Origin of the sequence: Pseudomonas sp. StFLB209, assembly GCF_000829415.1 — a bacterium.
Taxonomy (GTDB): Bacteria; Pseudomonadota; Gammaproteobacteria; order Pseudomonadales; family Pseudomonadaceae; genus Aquipseudomonas.
This window is the reverse complement of sequence record NZ_AP014637.1, coordinates 6,063,103-6,081,838: the sequence shown is the minus strand read 5'-3', so window position 1 is coordinate 6,081,838 and position 18,736 is coordinate 6,063,103. Positions and strand designations below refer to the sequence as shown.

The 18,736-nt window shown below is 64.7% G+C and carries 15 protein-coding genes; 2 read left to right on the top strand and 13 right to left on the bottom strand.

What is annotated here, in order from left to right; all coding sequences use genetic code 11:
* Positions 1-42 precede the first annotated feature (42 nt).
* Together PSCI_RS26955 and PSCI_RS26950 are read left to right on the top strand one after the other, a co-directional pair.
* On the top strand, positions 43-1,701 hold the full coding sequence (locus tag PSCI_RS26955; protein ID WP_045493040.1) for a pectate lyase: 1,659 nt from the start codon (positions 43-45) through the stop codon (positions 1,699-1,701).
* 1 nt (position 1,702) lies between these two features.
* Positions 1,703-2,032: a hypothetical protein gene (locus PSCI_RS26950; protein WP_045493038.1), complete on the top strand. Its 330-nt coding sequence runs from the start codon at positions 1,703-1,705 to the stop codon at positions 2,030-2,032.
* A gap of 91 nt (positions 2,033-2,123) precedes the next feature.
* On the opposite strand, the gene PSCI_RS26945 is transcribed toward PSCI_RS26950, so the two are convergent.
* The 13 genes from PSCI_RS26945 to sctW form a co-directional block, all read right to left on the bottom strand.
* On the bottom strand, positions 2,124-2,729 hold the full coding sequence (locus tag PSCI_RS26945) for an aspartyl/asparaginyl beta-hydroxylase domain-containing protein (protein WP_045493037.1): 606 nt from the start codon (positions 2,727-2,729) through the stop codon (positions 2,124-2,126).
* Positions 2,730-2,806: 77 nt separating this feature from the next.
* Positions 2,807-7,849, bottom strand: coding sequence for an AvrE-family type 3 secretion system effector (locus PSCI_RS26940; RefSeq protein ID WP_052483556.1), 5,043 nt, complete (start codon positions 7,847-7,849; stop codon positions 2,807-2,809).
* Between the two features lie 413 nt (positions 7,850-8,262).
* The gene (gene sctU / locus PSCI_RS26930; RefSeq protein ID WP_045493035.1) at positions 8,263-9,357 is read right to left on the bottom strand and encodes a type III secretion system export apparatus subunit SctU; all 1,095 of its coding nucleotides are present in this window, start codon (positions 9,355-9,357) and stop codon (positions 8,263-8,265) included.
* Positions 9,358-9,375: 18 nt separating this feature from the next.
* On the bottom strand, positions 9,376-10,173 hold the full coding sequence (gene sctT / locus PSCI_RS26925) for a type III secretion system export apparatus subunit SctT (protein WP_045493034.1): 798 nt from the start codon (positions 10,171-10,173) through the stop codon (positions 9,376-9,378).
* A 1-nt stretch (position 10,174) separates the two neighbouring features.
* Complete coding sequence (sctS, locus tag PSCI_RS26920; RefSeq protein WP_045493033.1) at positions 10,175-10,435, bottom strand: type III secretion system export apparatus subunit SctS; 261 nt, start codon at positions 10,433-10,435, stop codon at positions 10,175-10,177.
* A 12-nt stretch (positions 10,436-10,447) separates the two neighbouring features.
* The gene (gene sctR, locus PSCI_RS26915) at positions 10,448-11,071 is read right to left on the bottom strand and encodes a type III secretion system export apparatus subunit SctR (protein WP_373568421.1); all 624 of its coding nucleotides are present in this window, start codon (positions 11,069-11,071) and stop codon (positions 10,448-10,450) included.
* Positions 11,072-11,097: 26 nt separating this feature from the next.
* A complete protein-coding gene (locus PSCI_RS26910) occupies positions 11,098-12,156 on the bottom strand; it encodes a FliM/FliN family flagellar motor switch protein (protein WP_045493030.1) in 1,059 nt (352 codons plus the stop codon).
* A gap of 1 nt (position 12,157) precedes the next feature.
* Entirely contained in the window at positions 12,158-12,715 is a 558-nt protein-coding gene (locus PSCI_RS26905) for a type III secretion system HrpP C-terminal domain-containing protein (protein ID WP_045493027.1), read from the bottom strand.
* Positions 12,712-13,176 carry a type III secretion protein gene (locus PSCI_RS26900; RefSeq protein WP_045493024.1) on the bottom strand — a complete coding sequence of 155 codons (465 nt, stop codon included), beginning with the start codon at positions 13,174-13,176 and terminating at the stop codon, positions 12,712-12,714. Before PSCI_RS26900 ends, PSCI_RS26905 begins: the two co-directional genes overlap by 4 nt.
* The gene (locus PSCI_RS26895) at positions 13,163-14,521 is read right to left on the bottom strand and encodes a FliI/YscN family ATPase (RefSeq protein WP_144403351.1); all 1,359 of its coding nucleotides are present in this window, start codon (positions 14,519-14,521) and stop codon (positions 13,163-13,165) included. The genes PSCI_RS26900 and PSCI_RS26895 overlap by 14 nt, the downstream gene beginning before the upstream one ends.
* The gene (locus PSCI_RS26890; RefSeq protein ID WP_045493020.1) at positions 14,518-15,447 is read right to left on the bottom strand and encodes an FHA domain-containing protein; all 930 of its coding nucleotides are present in this window, start codon (positions 15,445-15,447) and stop codon (positions 14,518-14,520) included. The genes PSCI_RS26895 and PSCI_RS26890 overlap by 4 nt, the downstream gene beginning before the upstream one ends.
* Positions 15,448-15,460: 13 nt before the next feature.
* Positions 15,461-17,554 (bottom strand): type III secretion system export apparatus subunit SctV, encoded by a 2,094-nt coding sequence (gene sctV / locus PSCI_RS26885; protein WP_045493017.1) that lies wholly within the window; start codon positions 17,552-17,554, stop codon positions 15,461-15,463.
* A complete protein-coding gene (gene sctW, locus PSCI_RS26880) occupies positions 17,551-18,660 on the bottom strand; it encodes a type III secretion system gatekeeper subunit SctW (protein ID WP_045493014.1) in 1,110 nt (369 codons plus the stop codon). Before sctW ends, sctV begins: the two co-directional genes overlap by 4 nt.
* Positions 18,661-18,736: the final 76 nt, after the last annotated feature.

Here is an 18,736-nt window from a genome sequence, read left to right as displayed (position 1 = left end):
TTGACGCCCCCGGTCACATTCAACGATGGAGCGAGGCAGCACATGGCAGATTTATCAAGCATTGCAGGATTCTCCCAAGGCGGCGGGCTAGGAGCACTGGGTGGGCTGAGCGGCATCGGCGGTTCGCAGTCACTGGCCTCCACCGGTATTGCCGGGGCGGGCAAGGGCGGCCAGTCGTCGCTGGAAGACCTGGCCGGTTTTCTGGCCGAGGCGTTGCTCAGCGGCAGCAAGGGCGGCGGTTCGGCCAGCCAGTCGAATCAGAGCGACATCAGCTCGTTGCTGGAGTCGCTGCAAGGCGGCAAGGGCGCAGGCGGTGCCGGTGGTGGCAGCGACAGTAAAGGCCCGGCTGCCGAAGGCGGTGACTCGGCCAAGGAACTGCTGACCCAGATCCTGATGGCGCTGTTCGAAAAAATCCTCGGCGGCTCCGGTGATTCGGCCAAGGGCGGCGAAGGCGGCCTGGGTGGTTCTGGCCAGGGCGGTGGTGGCCAGGGCGCGGGGGGCATCGGTGGCGGCCAGGGGCTGGGCGGTGGTCAGGGTGCCGGTGGTATTGGTGGCGGGCAGGGACTTGGCGGTGGCCAGGGTCTGGGCGGTGCGCAAGGTGGCGGTTCAGGTTCGGGCAGTATCGAGGACCTGGTCAATACCCTGATGCAAAGCCTCGGTGGCGGTTCGCTGAACGGTTCGATTTCGCCGACCGCCGATGGCGGCGGCCAGATCTCCAAGGATGACCGCCTCAAGGAACTGCTGGAGATGATTGGCCAGTTCATGGACAGCCATCCGGAAACCTTCGGCCAGCCAGCCAGCGGCGCGGGCGGCGGTGGTGGTGGTTCGGCTTCGCCGGTCGGCGCGGGCGGTGGCGGTGGTGCTGCGCCGGTCAGCACGCCATCGATGCCGGCGGCTCCTGCGGGCGCTGGTGGTGGCGGTGGTGAAGGGGGCGGCGGCGGTGGCAGTGTCGCCGCTCCAGCCGCGCCCGCTGCTCCAGGCGCCAGCGTAACCCCAGGTGCAACGGCCACGCCGGGCGCCACCGCTACACCGGGCGCACCTGCCGCCGGCGGCAGCAGCGCGGCCGGTCCGGTCAGCTTCCCGACCGCTTCGGGCAGCCCGACCGTGGTCAACCAGACTATCAAGGTTGGTCCGGGCGAAGTCTTCGATGGCCAGGGCAAGACCTTCACCGCCGGGCCAAGCCTGGGTGATGGCGGACAAGGCGAAGGCCAGAAACCGATCTTCGAGCTGGCCGAGGGCGCCACCCTGAAGAACGTTGTGTTCGGTGACAATGCCGCCGACGGCGTGCATGTACGGGCCGGCAACGAGAAAGCCGTGAACGTCGACAACGTGCACTGGACCAACGTCGGTGAGGATGCCCTGACCGTCAAGGGTGAGGGCGGTGCCAAGGTGACTAACCTGAACATCACCAACAGCAGTGCCCAGGGCGCCAACGACAAGGTCTTCCAGCTCAATGCCGACGCCAACGTGAAGGTCGACAACTTCAAGGTCAATGACTTCGGCACCTTCATGCGTACCAACGGTGGCCAGCAGGGCAACTGGAACCTGGACCTGAGCAACATCAGCGCCGAGAACGGCAAGTTCTCCTTCGTCAAGAGCGACAGCGAAGGCCTGAACCTGACCACCAAGAACATCGATCTGAACAACGTGCAGAATGCCTTCAGCAAACTGCCAGGATCGACCAACCACAAGGAGCTTTAAGATGACCCCAGCGCAGCCACGCGAGTTGTCGACCCCGAACTCCTGGGCTGCACTGGTACGCGGTGGCGGTTACGTCACCGCGTACCAGCGCCAGGCTCTGGAAAACGCCATCGGGCTGGTCAGCCAACGCCTGCAGGCAGCGCTTGACCGGCCGGGTCAACGGGCCAGCGAGCGCTTCGATCTGGACCACTACATCGACAGCCTGGAGCCGGACTTCAAACGCAGTGCCGGAACCGACCCTTTGCGCGGCGATGCTTCGCTGACCGCGTTCTGGATCGTCCGCTTGCTGACTGACCGCTTGCTGGAAGCGTCGGCAAAGCGTCAAGGCTAGCGGCCAGGCAGCCAGGCAACAGCAAAACGGGCTCGGATGAGCCCGTTTTTTTTGTTGTGGATCTGTCGCCAGCGCTAACCGGCGACCTCCTTCAGCGGCCGGCGCGGGCCTTGTTGAACTCCAGGTACAAAATGGTCCGTGGCGCCTGGCTGGCATTGACCACGAAGTGATCCTGCGAGCCGTCGAAGATCACCGCACTGCCTGCCTGGTGCTGATGAAACTGGCCGGCGACGTTGAGGTAGGCATAGTTGGCCTCGCTGGCGGCGCTGAGGGTCAGGTGCATCTGCAGCAGCCCCTCGGCGCGAATCTCCGGGTGGCGATGGGTGCTGAGAAAACTGTGCGGCGCGAGCCGGGCCAGCGACGCCACCTTGATGCCGTCCAGGGTCTGCAGCAAGGCCAGGGTCTGCGGCAGGGCGGCCAGCGCCGGCGCCAGCGGGGTGTCCTGAAACAGCAGCGGGTACTGGGTCCAGTCCCGATTGCCGCCGGCCGCGCCCCAGCCCTTGAGCCAGCCGTAGCTGCCGCCCTGGCGCAGATGTTCGTCCAGTTCGGCGTGCACTTGCTGGTGAGGTTTGTCGGTGCGGTCGATGTCCAGCAGCGGGGCCTGCAGCGCCGCCACTTCGCGCTGGATCAGCGCGCAGTGATCGGCCAGCCTGGCCAGGGGAGGGAAGTCGTCGAGGGGGTAAAAAGCAGCGTTCATTGCGAAAGCTCCAGAGGATGTCGGGGGGTAAAGCCTTGTTCGCGGCCGATGCCGCGAACAAGGGATGCACAGCCGGGTCAGCTCTTGAGTTCAAGCCCCTCCTTCTTCAGCGCCTGGGCCAGGTCGCTTTGGGTTTTCGAGGGCCGGGCCAGGTCACCGTCGACGAAGTAGTTTTTCGGTTTGTCCTGATCTTCGCCGTAGTTGAAGTTGATCTTGCCGACCACCTTGGTCACCCCCACCGAGGTGCTGCTGGTGCCGCTCAAGATCGGCAGCGGCGTGGTGAAGCCATCTGTTTGCGCGGCGGACTTGAACACCGTGATGGCCTTGATCCGCATGTTGTCGCGGTCTTCGAGCAGCTTGCTCAGTTCTTTCTGGGTCAGGCTGCCGTCGCGGCTGCCCTGGTCGATCCGGTCGATCACCGAGTCCTTGGGCTCCAGGCGCACGCGGGCCAGGGTGCCTTTGCTGTTCTGCAGGTCCTTGAGGATCGACTTGAGGGTCGGGTCCTGATCGAGCAGTTTGGCAACGTTCTCGGCGTTGCTCGGTGCGTGATGGGGATTGACCACGCTGAGGATCTTCGACGCCACGCTTTGTTCGTCGAGCCGCGAAAGGTTGGTGTAGCTGCTCTCGAAGCGTGCGTTGGCCAGCACGCTATGGCGCTCCAGCGAGGCATCCTGGCGCGCCACGGCGCGCTTGAGGTCACGCAGGGCCGCGTATTGATCGTCGTTGTGCGCCGGTTTGCTTGCGAAGAAATCATTCAGCCCCTTGAGTTGCAAGCGGGCCTTGTCCTTGTCGTCAGCGCCTTCATACATCGGCTGCTTGCCGTCGGCCAGACGGGTCAGTTCAGTTTGCGAAGCCTTGTCCTTGAACGCCTTTTCCAGACTGGTCGAGAGCTTGGTCACGTCCTCGGTGCTCAGTGGCGTGGCCTCTTCGTACTTGAACTTGACCCGTTTGGTGGTCTTGGAGTCTGCCGCCAGCGTGGCGGTCAGGCCCATGCTGTTGTTGATTGCCTGGGATGACGGGGCCGCGCCGGGGGCCGGGGCGGCCTGGGTGTTACTGCCGGCCAGCTGGGCGCGGCCGAAGACATTGCCCTTGAGGCTGTTGAAAAACCGCATGCGGTTTTTTGACTCTTCATCCAGGCGTTCCTTGGGATTTTCCTGGCTGAGGGTCTGTTTGGTGTGGGTCGCCAGGTTGACGTTGACCGTGACCCCGGCCCCAAAGCGCGCCGCGGCGGTCAGCGGTTTGCTGTCCTTGTCGGTAATGCCCAGTTGCAGACGGGCCTCCAGGGTGGCGCTGGCGTTGACCTCGAAGTTGTTGCGGCTCATGTGGTGCGACTTGTGGTTGCTGGCCTCTTTAAGGATATCCATGGGCTTGAGCTTGCCGCCGAACAGATCGTCGACAAACCGATCAATCTTCTCGTCAGGCACCGTGAAGGCCACCCCGGTGCGCTGGGTCTTGCTGTCGGACAGCGTCACATCGCCGCCGAACCGAAAGGCAAACGCGCCACGCCGGTCATTGCCAGTGTCTATTGCAGTCATTTTGGCGAGCTGGTCGGCGCTGGTGATATTGGGCAGGAAGTTTTCACCGCCCCCGACGCCTGCGTTGAGCGTGCCAGCGCCTTCGTGAAACATGTACACCTCGACGCCTTTCTCGCCACGCTCGGCCATCAGCGCGTAATTGCGGGTGCCGTCCACAGAGCCTGCAGGCCAGGGACCAGGGGCCAGTTTCGCCAGGTTGAAGAACGGCGTACTGACGGTCATCCCGTAATTGCGCGAAATCGCCAGCTCATCGTCAGGGTGCTCCAGGCGCTTGAGCGAATCCTTGAGGGTGGCGGCCAATTGCGCCTGGTCGGCGCTGCCGGTGGCGGCGCGCATGTTGACGCTGATGGCGTGCTGCGGGTCGTTGAAACCATTGAGGAATGCCTTGATCCCGTTATAGGTTTTTTCCAGCTCGCGGTGGCCGGAAAAGCCCATGTCGGTGACCTGCTTGATCGGGTTCTCGCCGTAGGTCTTGTCGCGCAACTGCTCCAGCCCGGCCTTGAGGGTTTTGGCATGCGCGGCCGGGTCGGTGCCGGGTGGCGGGTTCTGCGCCTTGTCGACCAGCTCATCGAGCCCCTTGAGCGTCACGATGTCCAGCGCCAGGCGGGCCTTGCTCAATTGCAGATGGTTACCGCCGTCGCGGCGCTGATTGGCCGGGGTGTCGACGGCCATGTGCGACAGGGTCATACCCTTGCCCTTCAAGTCTTGCAGCAGCTTGCCGGTCGGGTTGTCCTGCGATGGCGCGAGCTTGTCGAGGGTGGTGCTCGCCAGAGTGATCAAATCGTTGTCACGCGGCGCAGACGGTGGCTTGTCCTTGAGGCCCTCCTTGAACTCGCCGTGCAGGTTGAGCAGCTTCTTCTCCCGGCCCATATGCATGACCGTACCGTGGGCGCTCTTTTCCAGGTCTTCACGGAAGGTCTGCAGCTCGTCAACCAGGGTTTTGCCTTCGCTGCCCAGCTCCAGACTGGCGATGCGGTCTTTAAGGTTGTGGCCGGCGGCGGGCGCGGTGGTCGATGTGTCGATTTCGCTCAGTTGCTTGAACAGCGGTGCCTGAGCCTTATACACATCGCCCAGCCCCTCGCGGCCCTGCCACAGGTGCTGGGCATAGTCACCCATGTTCTGCAGCGGGCGCGGTATCTCCAGGCTCGGCTTGAACACATGGGCGCGGATGAAGTCCATGGTGCCGGACTTGTGCGACTGCTCCATGCCATTGCGCCCCAGCAGATTGACTGATGCGGTGGCGGTCCCGCCGGTAAACGGAATTTTCCAGCGCGCGGTGCCATTGTCGAGACGGTCGAACAGTTCGCGCAGGGCATTGGGATCGACCGGGCGCGGCTCCATCGGCGACCAGGTTTTGCCTTTGAGATTGAAGGTGTCCTGGCCGTTGCTGAGCGGGCTCTCCTTGAGCTTGACGCTGATGCTGTTGTCGTCCTCGGTGCGCAGGGTCTCGACCTTGCCCGGTACCGGCATCCGCGTCCACTTGGCGTCGGGACGTTCCTGCGGTTTGGCCTGCCAATCGTCCTTGGCCATGAAGTACAGCTCGCCGTTACTGGTCTGGGCATGCAGCGTGCCGTCGGCATCCAGCGCCAGGTGGGCGACCTCGCCATTGAGCCCCTGACGGGTCAGCTCATTGGGGTCCTGTTTGTCCTGGTGAGCGGTCATGCGCCCGCTGTCATCCATGGCGACGAACTGCTTGTCGGTGACGGCGGCAAACGCCTTGATCACCCGGTCATCGAGGCCCTTGAGTTCATCACCGACTTCGACCTTGGTCGAGCGCGGTGCCTGGGTCAGCTGGTGGTGGGAATTGAACGGGTTTTTCGCGTAGTCCGGCTCGACCTTCAGGTGCGAGAGCTTGCCCTCCTTGAGCACGAAGGCACTGCCGTTGGTGCCGCGCTGCAGACGGTCGATGTCCTTGAGGCCGGTGTCTTTCCAGTCCTGGGTAGCGGTGTCCCATTTCTGAATGCGCCCATCGACCAGACCGATACTGCCGCCGCGTTCAAGGTTGTGAATGCTCTCGTTGGGCGGCGTCTTGGCAACCGGCAGGCCGCGCTTGTTCTCGATGACGATCACGTCACTGAGGTTCCAGCCGCTCTTGAGGCTGGCGCTTTGCTCATCCAGCGTGTGCGAGTGGGTTTGCCCGGCATTGTTCTTGACCTGCACATGCAACTGGCCGTCAGCGCCGCTCATGAAACCGGTCACCTGGTGCTGGGCGCCCAGCTTGCCGCCAGCCGGCTGGTAGCCGGTTTCCGGTTGCAGCTTTAAAGCGCCGTCGGTGTTCTTGAGCGCTTCGCGAGAGGCACTGTACAGCCGGCCTTCGGTGTCAGTGACGAACAGCCGGTCGCGGCTCAGGCCGACATGGGCGGCTTCGGCCTTGCCGCCGTCCAGTTGCAGTGTCACTTGCAGCGGCTGGGCATCGCCCATCTTGCCAATTTGCACGGTCTGGGTGTCCTTGCCAGCCAGCATGGCCACGCTGCCGTCGGCGGCCACCGAGTGCGCGGTCAGCCCCGGCAGATGCATATGCCGGCCCTTGTCGCCGGACAGCTCGATCAAGGTGTCGCTGTTGCGCCCGTAGACCTGGCCATTGCCGCCGTGGGTCAGCTCGCTGAATTTCTGCCCGGCGCTTTGCGGCACCGGGCTCCAGCTGCGGGTGGCGGGGTGCAGCTGTTGCAGTTTGTCATCGTGCAGGCGCAGTTGCTGACCGTCGCGGTCCTGATAGACACCGCTGACCTGCGCCAGCAGGGCTTTGTCCGGCAGCGTCTTGCCAGGGCCTTCATCGCCCTTCAGGCCCATGCTCTGGTCCTTGCCGAACAACTCGACGCTGCCGGGCTTGCTGCCAGCCGGCAGAGCCAAGCCGTCACTGCTGCGCATCACCACCAAGGCGGTATCTGACTGCTCCAGGTGCAACAGGTGACCATCGGCTTCCAGCAGTACCTGCTTGTTGCCTTGTTCGGTGCGGTTGTGGGCCAGATACGTCTTGCCTTCCTGCCCCAGCGTGTTTTGCAACAGGTCCTTGAGTGCCGGCGGGTCAAAGTGCTCGAAGCTGGCATGGCCCTTGGCATCCAGGCTTACATCACTGACCGGCAACGGCGGCCGCTTGATACGCTCGATCTGGCCATCGAGGCCGACAAAACGCCCGGCCTGGCTGCGATCGAGTACCGCATTGGCGGGGAGTGCGGCGCTGGCTTCGCTGCGCGATGTGCTGGCGCCGGCATCGCCAGGCGAGGCCGAGGATTTGCGTTCACTGCCCGGTAGCGAGCGGCCAAAGCCATCGGCGCCACGCAGCTTGGCTCCTGGACCACGGGTTGCCTGCACGGCGGCGCGCACCGCCGCATCTTCCGGGTCGAGCGCTGCCGTGAGCAGGGCTCCGGGGCTGGCCGCCGGACCTTGGTGAGGCGTCGCCTGCACATCCTGAGTCAAGGACGGCAGCGGCCCTGATGACTGGCGCATGAGCTGAGCCAGCGAGGTGGACGCGCGCTGGGTCGCTGGCTGGTTGGCCTGCTGTTGCAGACCTTGCGGGTTATGGCCGACCGTCTGCGGGCCATGGAGCTGGGCAGCCGTCGGGGTGTTCTGGATTGATGGGGGCATGTGGCTCTCCGGTTCAGAGGAAAAACAAGGAATTTTCCTGAGCCTGAGTGGCGCCCCCGGCTGGCTGGTTCCCGCAGGTTGCCAGGCCCTGCTGTCGATCATTCAAGCGGTCATTGAGCGCGACTCAAATCCGCTTGAGAAGGTACTGACGCTTTCGTCGGCTGAGCCCTCCGGGTACGGGTCGGGCTCAAGTAGCCGGCATGACTCTGATCCGGTGCGAGCCAGCTTGCTGGCGAAGGGGCCGGTAAGACCACTGAATCTGCTGTTGTGCAACAGCCATAGACAATGTGCAGCGCTTGCCCAAGACCATAAAATCTCCCATCGAGGTATCGGCCAACTACAGGATTTGTGCCTGATGGGGCCTCAGTAAGCGGGGCCTCTCACCGGACCGCGTTGGCCTGGACTGATCGGCATTACGGTTGCGGATGCTGCGCCATATCAATCAATTCACCCTTGGCCTGTTCGTCCAGCTCGCGCAGCAGCCGGTACACCTGGGCCACCGCCTGCAGGGTCGGGCGCGGGATGAACTGGCCGACTTGTTCGCGGTACAGGGTACGGGCCAGCCAGACGAAGCGCACCACCGGCACGCCGGCCTTGCGGGCGCGTTCGATCAGTTCGCGGGCGTCGGCGTCCTGGCCCTTGCACAGGATGCGCGGCAACGGGGTTTTTTCGGGGCGGTAGTACAGCGCCACGGCAAAGTGGGTGGGGTTGACCAGCAGCATGTCGGCTTCTTCGACCGGCGCTCTGGCCGGTGCCGCAGTCGCGGGCTGCTGGACCAGCTCGCGAGCCAGCGATTTGCGGTGGAACTTCATGTGCGGGTCGCCTTCGACCTCTTTGTGTTCCTTGCGGATGTCTTCGTGGCTCATGCGCTGGCCCTTGATGAAGAAGTACTTCTGCAAGGCAAAATCCACCACCGCCAGCACCAGCAGCAGGCCGAGACAGATCCGCGACAGGCGGGTGAACAGCTCGACCAGCGCGCGCCAGTAACTGTCCAGATCGGTACGGGCCAGGCCGATCAGGTCACCCAGCGCCGGCGGCAGCACCCAGTACAGCACCAGGCCGATGAAGATCGCCTTGCACAGGCTGTTGAGCAGGTTGAACAGGTTGCGGCCGGAAAACATCTGCTTGAACTGGCCAATCGGGTTGATGCGCTCGAAATCCAGTTTCAGCGCTTCGGGGGCGAACAGCGGGCCGAACTGAATCCAGCCGCCGACCAGCCGCATCACCACCGCAAGACCCAGCACCGGCAGCATGAACAGCAACAGCTCCAGCGCCGCCTTGCTCCACACCTCGGCATTGGCGGCCGCGAAGGGCCGGTCCAGTTGGCTCAGCGGCAGCAGCATCAGGCCCTTCAGGCGCTGCATGCCGCTGTCGACCAAGGCCAGGATCAGCTCTATCAAGGCGGCGAAAATCAGCAATTTGGGTACGTCCTGGCTTTGTCCGACCTGACCTTTCTTGCGCGCGTCCTGGAGTTTTTTCTGGGTGGGCTGTTCGGTTTTTTCGCTCATGGCGGGCGTGTTCCGGGGTCAGGGGGCTTTGAGCAGCACCGGCAGCAGGTGGCGCAAGTCGCTCAGCTCAGCCAGGCGGCCTTCGCCCAGCGACATCAGCATCGGCAGGTAAATCACCAGAAACAGCAGGCCGATCAGGCTTTTGGCCGGCATCGCCAGGGTCGAGACCTGCAGTTGCGGGCTGTAGAGGCTGAGGATCGCCATGCCGAATTCGATCAGCAGCAACAGCCCCACCAAGGGGGCGGCGTACAGCACCATGTAGCGCAAGGTGCTGGCCACCAGCGTAAGGAACACTTCGAAGCCTTCAGCGCCGGTCAGCGGCGCCCACTGGGTGGCCGGCCAGACCAGGTAGCTGTCCCACATGATCTGGGTCAGGCTGGCGTAGCCGCCGCCCATGACCATCAGCAGGATCATCACCTGCTTGAGCATGTGCCCCAGTTCCGAGGTGTTGTCGCCCAGTGCCGGGTTGATCTGCCCGCCGATCAGCGCACCGCGCTGGTTGTCGAACAGGCAGCCGATTGCCTCGAACAGCCAGAACGGCATGGCCAGCAGCACCCCCAGCAGCAGGCCGATCGCGCTTTCCTTGATCATCAGCGCGGTCAGGTCCAGCCAGTCCAGTTGCTGGCCTTGCAGCACATGGCGGATACCGGGCATGGCCATCAGCGATAGCGCCAGCACGATGGCATGGCGCAACATGCCCTTGAGTTCAGTGAAGGCGAAGGCCGGGATCAGGAACAGGCATGGGTACAAGCGAGCCATGCCGATGGTCAGGGCCAGCACCGACTCGCTCAGCTCCTTGAAGGCGGGCTCGAACATCTCAGTGCCTCGTCATGGGGATCATGCTGAACGCCAGTTGCGTCAGTTGAATGAGTTCCACACCGATCCAGCGCCCGGTCAGGGCCAGGGCGACGCCGACCGCGACCAGCTTGATGGCGAACGGCAGGGTCTGGTCCTGCAGTTGCATCACCGCTTGCAGCAGCGAGGTGATGATGCCGACGATCACCGCCACGATCAGCGGCGGGGCAGACAGCACCACCACCAGCAGCATGGCCTGTTTGAACAGTGTCAGGGTATCCATGCGGCCTCGCTGTCACAGGTAACTGTAGAAAAGCCCGTCGAGCAGGCGGGTCCAGCCGTCCACCAGAACGAACAACAGAATTTTCAGCGGCAGCGAAATGGTCATCGGCGCGACCATCTGCATGCCCAGGGCCAGCAGGATGTTCGACACGATCAGGTCGATGACGATAAACGGCACGTAGATCAGAAAACCGATCTGAAACCCGGCCTGTAGCTCCGAGAGCACGAACGCCGGAATGATCAGCAGCAGGTCGTCGCGCTTGACCTGGCTGGCCATCTCGCTGGGCCACAGGCGTTGGGTGTTGTCCAGCAGGTGAGTCTGGATATCGGGGTCGATGTTGCGCTGCATGAATTGGCGCAGCGGCTCGATCACGTGGCGCGCCGAATGCTCCATGGCGCTGAGGCTGTCCAGGCGCTCGGGCAGTTTCTTGATCCGTTGGCCCATCTCGTTGAACACCGGGGCCATGATGAACAGTGTCGCCGCCAGGGCAATGCCGTACAGCGCCATGTTCGGCGGCGCCTGCTGCACGCCGATGGCGTTGCGGGTAATCAGCAGCACCATGGCGATTTTCAGGAATGCCGTGCAGATGATCATCAGCAACGGCACCAGTGACAAGGCGCCGAGAAACAGCGCCATCGTCAACGGATCAAGATTCTGCAGATTCACCGCAGCGCTTCCAGCCGGGTAATTTGCAGACCCAGGCGGCCTTCAACATTAACCAGCTCGCCGTGCCCCAGCACCCGCTCGCCGTAGTACAGCATCGCCTGGCCGGGTGCGCAGCCGCTGAAGGTCAGCACCGAACCCACCGCCAGGCTGCGCATCTGGCCCAGACTCAACGACAGGTGCCCGGCGCGCAGGCTCAGGTTGAGGGCCAGGTCGTCGAACAGCGCCATGTCGTGCTGGGGCGCAGCCTCGTGGTCGTGGAGCATTTCGTCGAGTTGCTCAAAATGCAGCGGATGGTCGGCGTCGCCGGCAGAGAAGTGGTCGATCGGGGCGTTCATGGGGTGGCTCTCCATCTGGGTCAGGGTGAAACACAGCGGGTGGTCGGGAGTCTGGGCCAGGCCCAGACGCCAGTTGCCAAGTTGCAGCGTGCCGCGGCCTTCGGGGCTGAACAGCGCTTGCTCGGGGAGCAGCACATCACCGCGGCGCAGGCCGGCCAGCTCGGCGCGGGTCAGGCGTAACTGGCCAAGGGTCAGCGCGGTGACCAGCGGCAGGTTGAAGTCCGCCGCCGGGCTTGCCGGTTGCCACTGGCCGCGCTCAAGCAGGCCCAGCAGGGTCGGCGCCGAGGCCTGCAGCCGGGCGCAGACCTGCAAGCCGTTGCAGCGCACCTGCAGCACCGCGCACAGCTGTCCGGTCTGGCTCGTCACAGGCTGCGGTTGCAGGGCGCCGAACAGCGCTTGCAGTTCGGCGCTGAGGTAGTGGTTGTAGAGTTGCCAGTACCAGTGATGCTCTTGGGCGTCGCTGTCACTGGGCGGCAGCAGGGCCGGACAACTGGACAGCAGCCCGAGCAGGGCTTGCGCCTCGCTCAGGCGCAGGGCGCCGCTTGCGCACTCGAAACCTGCGTAGTCACGGTCCTGAACCGGCCCGTGCAGCAGATGCAGGTCAAGCCTGCCCGGCTGGCTTTCAAGGTTGAACGCCAGGCTCAGGCCGGCGCCGATCCGCTGGCGCACGCAGGCTTCGGCCTGGCTCATGGTCGGCAGGTGCAGAACATGGGCATTCATGTCATTGGCCCGCCTGTTCAAGGGTGAGCCGCACCGGGCGTGACAATCGCTCGCTGAGGCAGGTGCGGCTGTGTTCGGCGGTCTCGCGGCAGTGTCGCCAGGCGGCGGGGTCGTCGAAGCGCAAGGTGATCGCCAGACCGTCACGATCGTCAGCCACCTGGACGCGCACCTGGCCGAGCACCGGCAGTTCCAGCACCGCCTCGACCGGGATCTGCTGCTGCGCAGTCAGTTGGGTTTCGATGGTTTCCAGCAGGTTCTCCCACCAGTACGCCAGGGCAGGTTCGGCACCGGGGGCGCCGCCACCTTGTCTTTCGTGGTCTTGCCAGGGCTCGTTGAACCCCTGCGCTGTTTCGCTGCCCAGCCAGGTCGCGGTGGCCGGCGAGGCGTCGAGCAGGCTTTCGAACAGCTCGCTGTCCAGGCGGGTATCGCTGTGCGCCGGCCCGTTGCGCTCGTGGCGTGACGCTGGCGGTGTAGCGGGGACGCTGTTGTCAGGCTGCCGGGCACGCGGCTCGGGCGTGCGCGGCGGTTGTGGCTTGTGCAGGGCCGGGCGGCTGTTCATGAGGCCTTCCGGGTCATATCGAGCAGGTAATCGAGCTTCTCCACGTCGCGCTGGCGGCGCCGCAGTTCCTGGTGGCTGTCCTCGGTCCACTGCTGTTGCTGGCGGTGTTCGTCTTGCAGGTTATTCACCCGCCGCTGGTGTTCTTCGATCTGGCGCATGGCCTGGCGCTCGGCGGCCAGCCAGTCGTTCATCTCACTGAGCGGCAGCGGCCGGTTGGCATGCTGCTCGCGCTGCTCCTGGCGCGACTGGCGAAACTCGTGCTGCAGTCGTTGCAGGCCGGCGTGCAGGCTGTCCAGGCGCTGGCGCAGGGCTTCGAGCACCTGCCGGTGCCGACGCCAGGCCTGCTCGGCGAGGGTCAGCCGGTGGCGGCGGATCGGCGCCAGTACGTCGAGGGTCTGGCCAAGGCTTTGCAGTTGCGGATCGCTGGCCGGGTCGTGGCTATCGGATTCAGAGTGGGACATCGGCAATTACCTGCATCAAGTGGTCCAGGGTGTCGTCCAGCGACACCGGGTCACGCAGCGATTGCTGGAGAAACGCCATGACCCGGTCACGGGACTGCACGGCGAAGTCGGTCAGCGGATCGTTGCCCGGCTGGTACTCGCCCAGCTTGATCAGCATCTCCACTTGCTGATAAGCGGCCAGTAGCCTGCGCAACTGTGTGGCACCGTGCAGCTGTTCGGTTCCCGAGACATTGCTCATGGTCCGGCTCAGGCTGGCCAGCACGTCCACCGCCGGGTAGTGCCCGGCCTCGGCCAGCCGGCGCGACAGCACGATGTGGCCGTCGAGCAGCGAGCGCACTTCATCGGCCACCGGGTCGTTCATCGAGTCCTGCTCGATTAGCACCGAATACAGTGCGGTGATCGCCGCGCCACGTGTGCGCCCGGCCCGCTCGACCAGGCGTGGCAACAGGCTGTACACCGAAGGCGGCAAACCGCCGCGCCCGGCCGGCTCGCCGCTGGCCAGGCCGATCTCGCGCTGGGCCCTGGCAAAGCGGGTCAGCGAGTCGATGATCAGCAGGGTCGACTGGCCCTGTTGGCGAAAGCCCTCGGCAATGGTAGTGGCGGTGAACGCTGCACGGGCGCGCTCCATGCTGCTGCGGTCGGAGGTGGAACACACCAGCACCGTGCGGGCGCGCAGTTCATCGTCCAGCTCATGGTCAAGAAACTCGCGCAGCTCCCGGCCCCGTTCGCCGATCAGGCCGAACACGATGGCCTGGCACGGGGTATTGCGCGCCAGCTCCGCGAGCAGGGTGGTCTTGCCGCAGCCGGCCCCGGCGAACACCCCGACCCGCTGGCCTTCGCCCAGGGTCAGCAGGCCGTCGATTGAGCGTAGGCCGGTGCTCAGCGGTGCCTCGATGCGTGGCCGTTCGGTGGCGGCCGGGGCGTCGCGGATCACCGGCAATGCGCCCTGTGCGCCGGCCAGCGCGAAGGCCGACGGGCCGTCACCGTCAAGCGAGCGGCCAAAGCCATCGAGCACCGCGCCGAGCAGGTGCTCGCCGACGATCAGGCTGTGCGGCTGGAACAACGGCCTGACCGGCGCGCCGATGGCGATCCCGTCCAGCGCGCCCAGTGCGGCGAGCAGGGTGTACTGGCGGTCGAAACCGACGATTTCGGCCATCACTTCGCTGCCGTCGGCGCGGCGGATCTGGCACAGGTCGCCGATCCGCGCGCGGGGCATGCTGCTGTGCAGCAGGATGCCGCTGACCCCGGCGATGCGACCGAGAATTTCCACCGGTGGAGGGCTGGCGATGCGTGCCAGCCGGCTGTTGCGCCAGTCTTCCAGACGCGCCTGAAGCGCCGGGTTCACCAGCTCACCTCGACCCGCCGCTCACCTTCGAACACCAGCTTGCTCTCGCTGATGTCCACCAGCCGCACGCCATCGACCTCATCCCCGAGGAACATCCGCCGGCCGGTATTGGTCAGCACGTTGGGCAGGCGGTTGTTGCTGATCTGCACGATGCTGAACGGCAGCTTGTCGGTGGCCGAGGGCAGGGCGGTGAGCACCGGCAGCGGGCTCTTGTACTGACGTTCGAAGTTGAGCAGCAGGCGCGATGCACTCTGCAGCAGGTCGTCTTCGTCGAACCGGCCGTTAAGCAGAATCTTGCCTTGCTCCTGACTGAGGCTGATGCGGTCTTGCAATTCGCGTTCGCGGAGCATGCCGTGCAGCACGCTCTCAACCGCTGCGGCGTCCTTGAGCACGGTTTTGTGCGGCGTCTGGACCGGTGGCGGCAACGGCGGCTGCTGGTTGAACAGCCACAGCACCACACCCAGGAACACCAGCAGTGCGCCGATCAGCAGCAATGGCCCGAGCAGGGGACGCCGTGCGGGCAACGCGCTGGCAGGCAGCGGCCGGGTTTCGGGTTCGGCGGCCAGCAGGCTGTCGGCGAACAGTGCGGCGTCCTGTTCTTCGTCTTCGGTGGGCCAGTCGGTGTTGGCGCTGGTCACCGACAACCAGACCCCGTTGAGCGCAAACGGGGTGCCGGGTTCCAGGCGCTCGATGGCATCGACCTTATGGCCTTCGCTGTCGGTCACCGGGCCGTCATCACGTGCCAGCGACCAGGTGTCGTCGACCAGGCGCAGCAGGCAATGGCGGTCTTTGATACCTGGATCGTAGAGCGCCAGGTCCGAGCCGCTGGACGAGCCGATCGACCATTGGTCGCCGCTCAGCGGCAGCGCGGCGCCGCGGTGCAGGCCGGTCAGGACCCGCAGTTCATAGAGGTTTCGCTGTTGCATCGGGCACGCTCCATCAGGCCATCAGGACCTGTGCTTCTTCCAGATCGAGACGCCCCAGCACCTGCACTTGCACCGTTGACAGCAGTTCGGCGAAAGACAGTACCGGGACATGGTTGAATTCTTCGTTGAGCAGGCTGCGCAGCGGGCTGCGCAGGTCCTGGGCGACCAGCAGCACCGGCCTTGGCCGGGCTTGCAGGGTAAAGGCCTGGCGCAGTTGTTCGAGCAGCGCACCGCCCAGCTCCGGGTCCAGGGCAAAGTACGATTCGTTCTGGGTCTGGCGCAGCGCATCGCGCAGCAGTACCTCGGTTTCCGGGGTCATCAGCCAGGTGTGCAGGGTGTTGTTTTCGCTGTGCTGATGGCAGATCTGCGCCTTGAGGGCGATGCGCACATGGTCGGTCAGGGCATTGAGGTCACGCTCATGCTGGCCTTGCTCGATCAGCGTTTCGGCAATCGGTCGTACCGAGCGCAGCGACACCAGTTCGGCCGACAGGCGCTGCAAGATGGCGGCGAAGCGCGCCAGTGGCAGGGTGCGTTGCAGCTCCTGGGCAAGCTCGGGCTGTTCGCTTTCCAGCCAGCCAAGGATCGCCTTGCTTTCCTGCAGGCCGATGAACTGCGGCCCGGTGGCCTGAAAGGCGCGCTGCATGCGCTCGACGATTAACTCTTGGGCGCTGAAGCGGCTGATCTCGCTGTCGCTCAGCAGCGGGTCATCGGCCGCCAGCCAGATCCACTGTTGCTCGTCGCGCTCGGGCTGGCCCGGTTCGGCGTCGCGGGCCTGGTGCTGGTAATGCTGCTCCACCGCCAGGCGGGGACTGAAGCAGGTGGCACGGATCACCGGTACTTCATACACGCAGAAGCGAAACTCGTCGTCTGCGCAGCGGTCGGTGAACTCGATATCGAACGACGGCAGGGTCAGGCCGTAGTTATGGACCAGCGAGTTGCGCCGCTGGCGGATCGCCTGCAACAGCGCGTCGGTCTCGGCACTGTCCTGGCGGGCCGGGTTGAACTGCAGCAGGTAGGCCCGCGAGGGGTTGAAGCGGCGAATGTCATCGCGGCCATTGAGTTCCGGCGCGCTCTGCCCGGCGGCGTTGAGGTTGTCCTGTTGGGTCTGCCGCTGGCGGGCCCGCCAAAGCTGGTACAGGCCGCTGGACAGGCATACCAGGCTGATGCACACAAAGACCCCGGTGGGCATGCCGGGGATGGCGGCAAAGCCGAGCATGCCCAGCGAGGAAATCACCCAGGCCTTGGGCTGGCTGGTCAACTGGTCGGCAATTTCATGGCCGATGTTGATATCGGCGCTCTGGTTGTCGGGCGCGACCCGAGTGATGATCATGCCGGCGGTCAGCGAGATCAGCAGCGCGGGAATCTGTGCGATCAGGCCGTCACCGATGGTCAGGACCGAATACAGGTGCATGGCCGCACCGGCTTCCATGCCGTTTTGCAGCACGCCAATGGAAAAACCGCCAATCAGGTTGATGAACACGATCACCAGGCCGGCAATGGCGTCGCCCTTGACGAACTTCATCGCGCCGTCCATGGCGCCGAACAGCTGGCTTTCCTTGGACAGCTCTTCGCGGCGCTGACGCGCCTCGCGCACGGTGATCAGGTTGGCGCGCAAATCGCTGTCGATCGACATCTGCTTGCCCGGCATGGCGTCGAGGGTAAAGCGCGCCGCCACTTCCGCGACCCGCTCTGAACCCTTGGTGATGACCAGGAAGTTGACGATGGTCAGGATCAGGAAAATCACCAGGCCGACTGCCAGGTTGCCGCCGACCACGAAGCTGCCGAACGCCTCGACGATATGCCCGGCGTCCTGTTGCAGCAGGATCAGCCGGGTGGTGGCGATCGACAGCGACAACCGGAACATGGTGGTCAGCAGCAATACCGCCGGAAAGGTCGAGAACGCCAGCGGCCTGGGCAGGTACATGGCCAGCACGATCAACAGTGACGAAACGCAGATGTTCAGGGCGATCAGCACGTCCACCAGCGCGGTGGGCAAGGGCAGGATCATCATGAACACGATGGCCATGACCATCACCGCACCAATGATTTCGCTGCGCCCGGTCAACGCCAGGGCCAGCCGATTGAGTGCCTGGATCAGCCAGCTCATTGCACGACCCTCGCGGTTTCGTCCAGGCCCAGCGCCTTGCGTTCATGACGGGCCAGTTCTTCCATCAGGCCCATCAGCAGGCGCAGGCCGTTCTGGCGGGTCTTGAGGTCTTTCCAGATCGCCAGCGGCAGGGTCTGGAGCAAGGGGTACAGGCTGTTGAAAAACACCGGTTGCAGTTCAGGCTGACGACCCAGGGTGTCTTCGGCCAGCAGGGTCAGGTCGCGGGCGAAGAAGCCGTTGGCACAAAAGCGCAGCACCCGCTTGCTCATGCCCAGCGCCGTCATGCTGCTGCCGGGGTTCTTGTGCGCCAGGCGTTCGAGCAGCGCCAGGCAGCTCTTGAGCAGGTTGTTGATCTGCCCGCCGGCACCCAGCCCGCGCAGCATCGAGCGCAACACCGGGCCGGGTATTGATGGAGCCAGGGCGGCGATGTCATCGGCCAGGGCGCGCTGCAAGGTGCGCAGGCCACGGCTGAACTGTTCCTCGTTGAAGCGCTCCAGCAGCGCTTCGAGCAGCGCGGCCAGCGGCTGCTGGGCAACGATGGCGGCGTAGTAGAGCTGGCGCATGGCGCTGCGTTGTTCCGGATCGCTGCTGAACAGGGCGATGGCACTGGCGGTGTTGAGCCCGGCGCGAATCTTGTCGCCGTGGGTTTGACGCAACTCGTCGAGCAGCCCATGGGCCTGGTCGGCCAGCGACTGGCGGCCCTCGGCGGCGGCCATGCGCACCGCCTGCTGCAGGGCCAGGTCGGCCCGGGTCGGGTCGTTGTCGGCCAGATTCAGGATGCCGCCCAGTGCGGCCTGCTGTTGCATCTGGATCTGCATGCGCCGCGCCAGTTGTTCCAGGGCCGGCTGTTCGGCGTTGTCGAGCAGGCGGTACAGCTGGGTGAGCTTCTCGACTCGTTCGACACGCTGGGCGGTGCTGCTTTCGCGCACCTGACGCTCGTCCAGCGACTTGCTGTGGCGCTCGACGCTTTCGGTGAATTTCAGCGCCACTTCTTCCATGGAGTCGAGCAGCGGATTGCGCAGCGTCGGGGTGCGCACTTCTGCGGGCGCGGGCCGCGCAATCAGGTCCAGGTCGGGCCGGGGGTCGCTAAAAGAGTTGATTTTCATGGGCTGCGCTATCGCCAGAAATGGATGTGCCTTGAGTGGCACAACGCAGCAAAGGGTTCCCCGGTCGGCAGCCAGG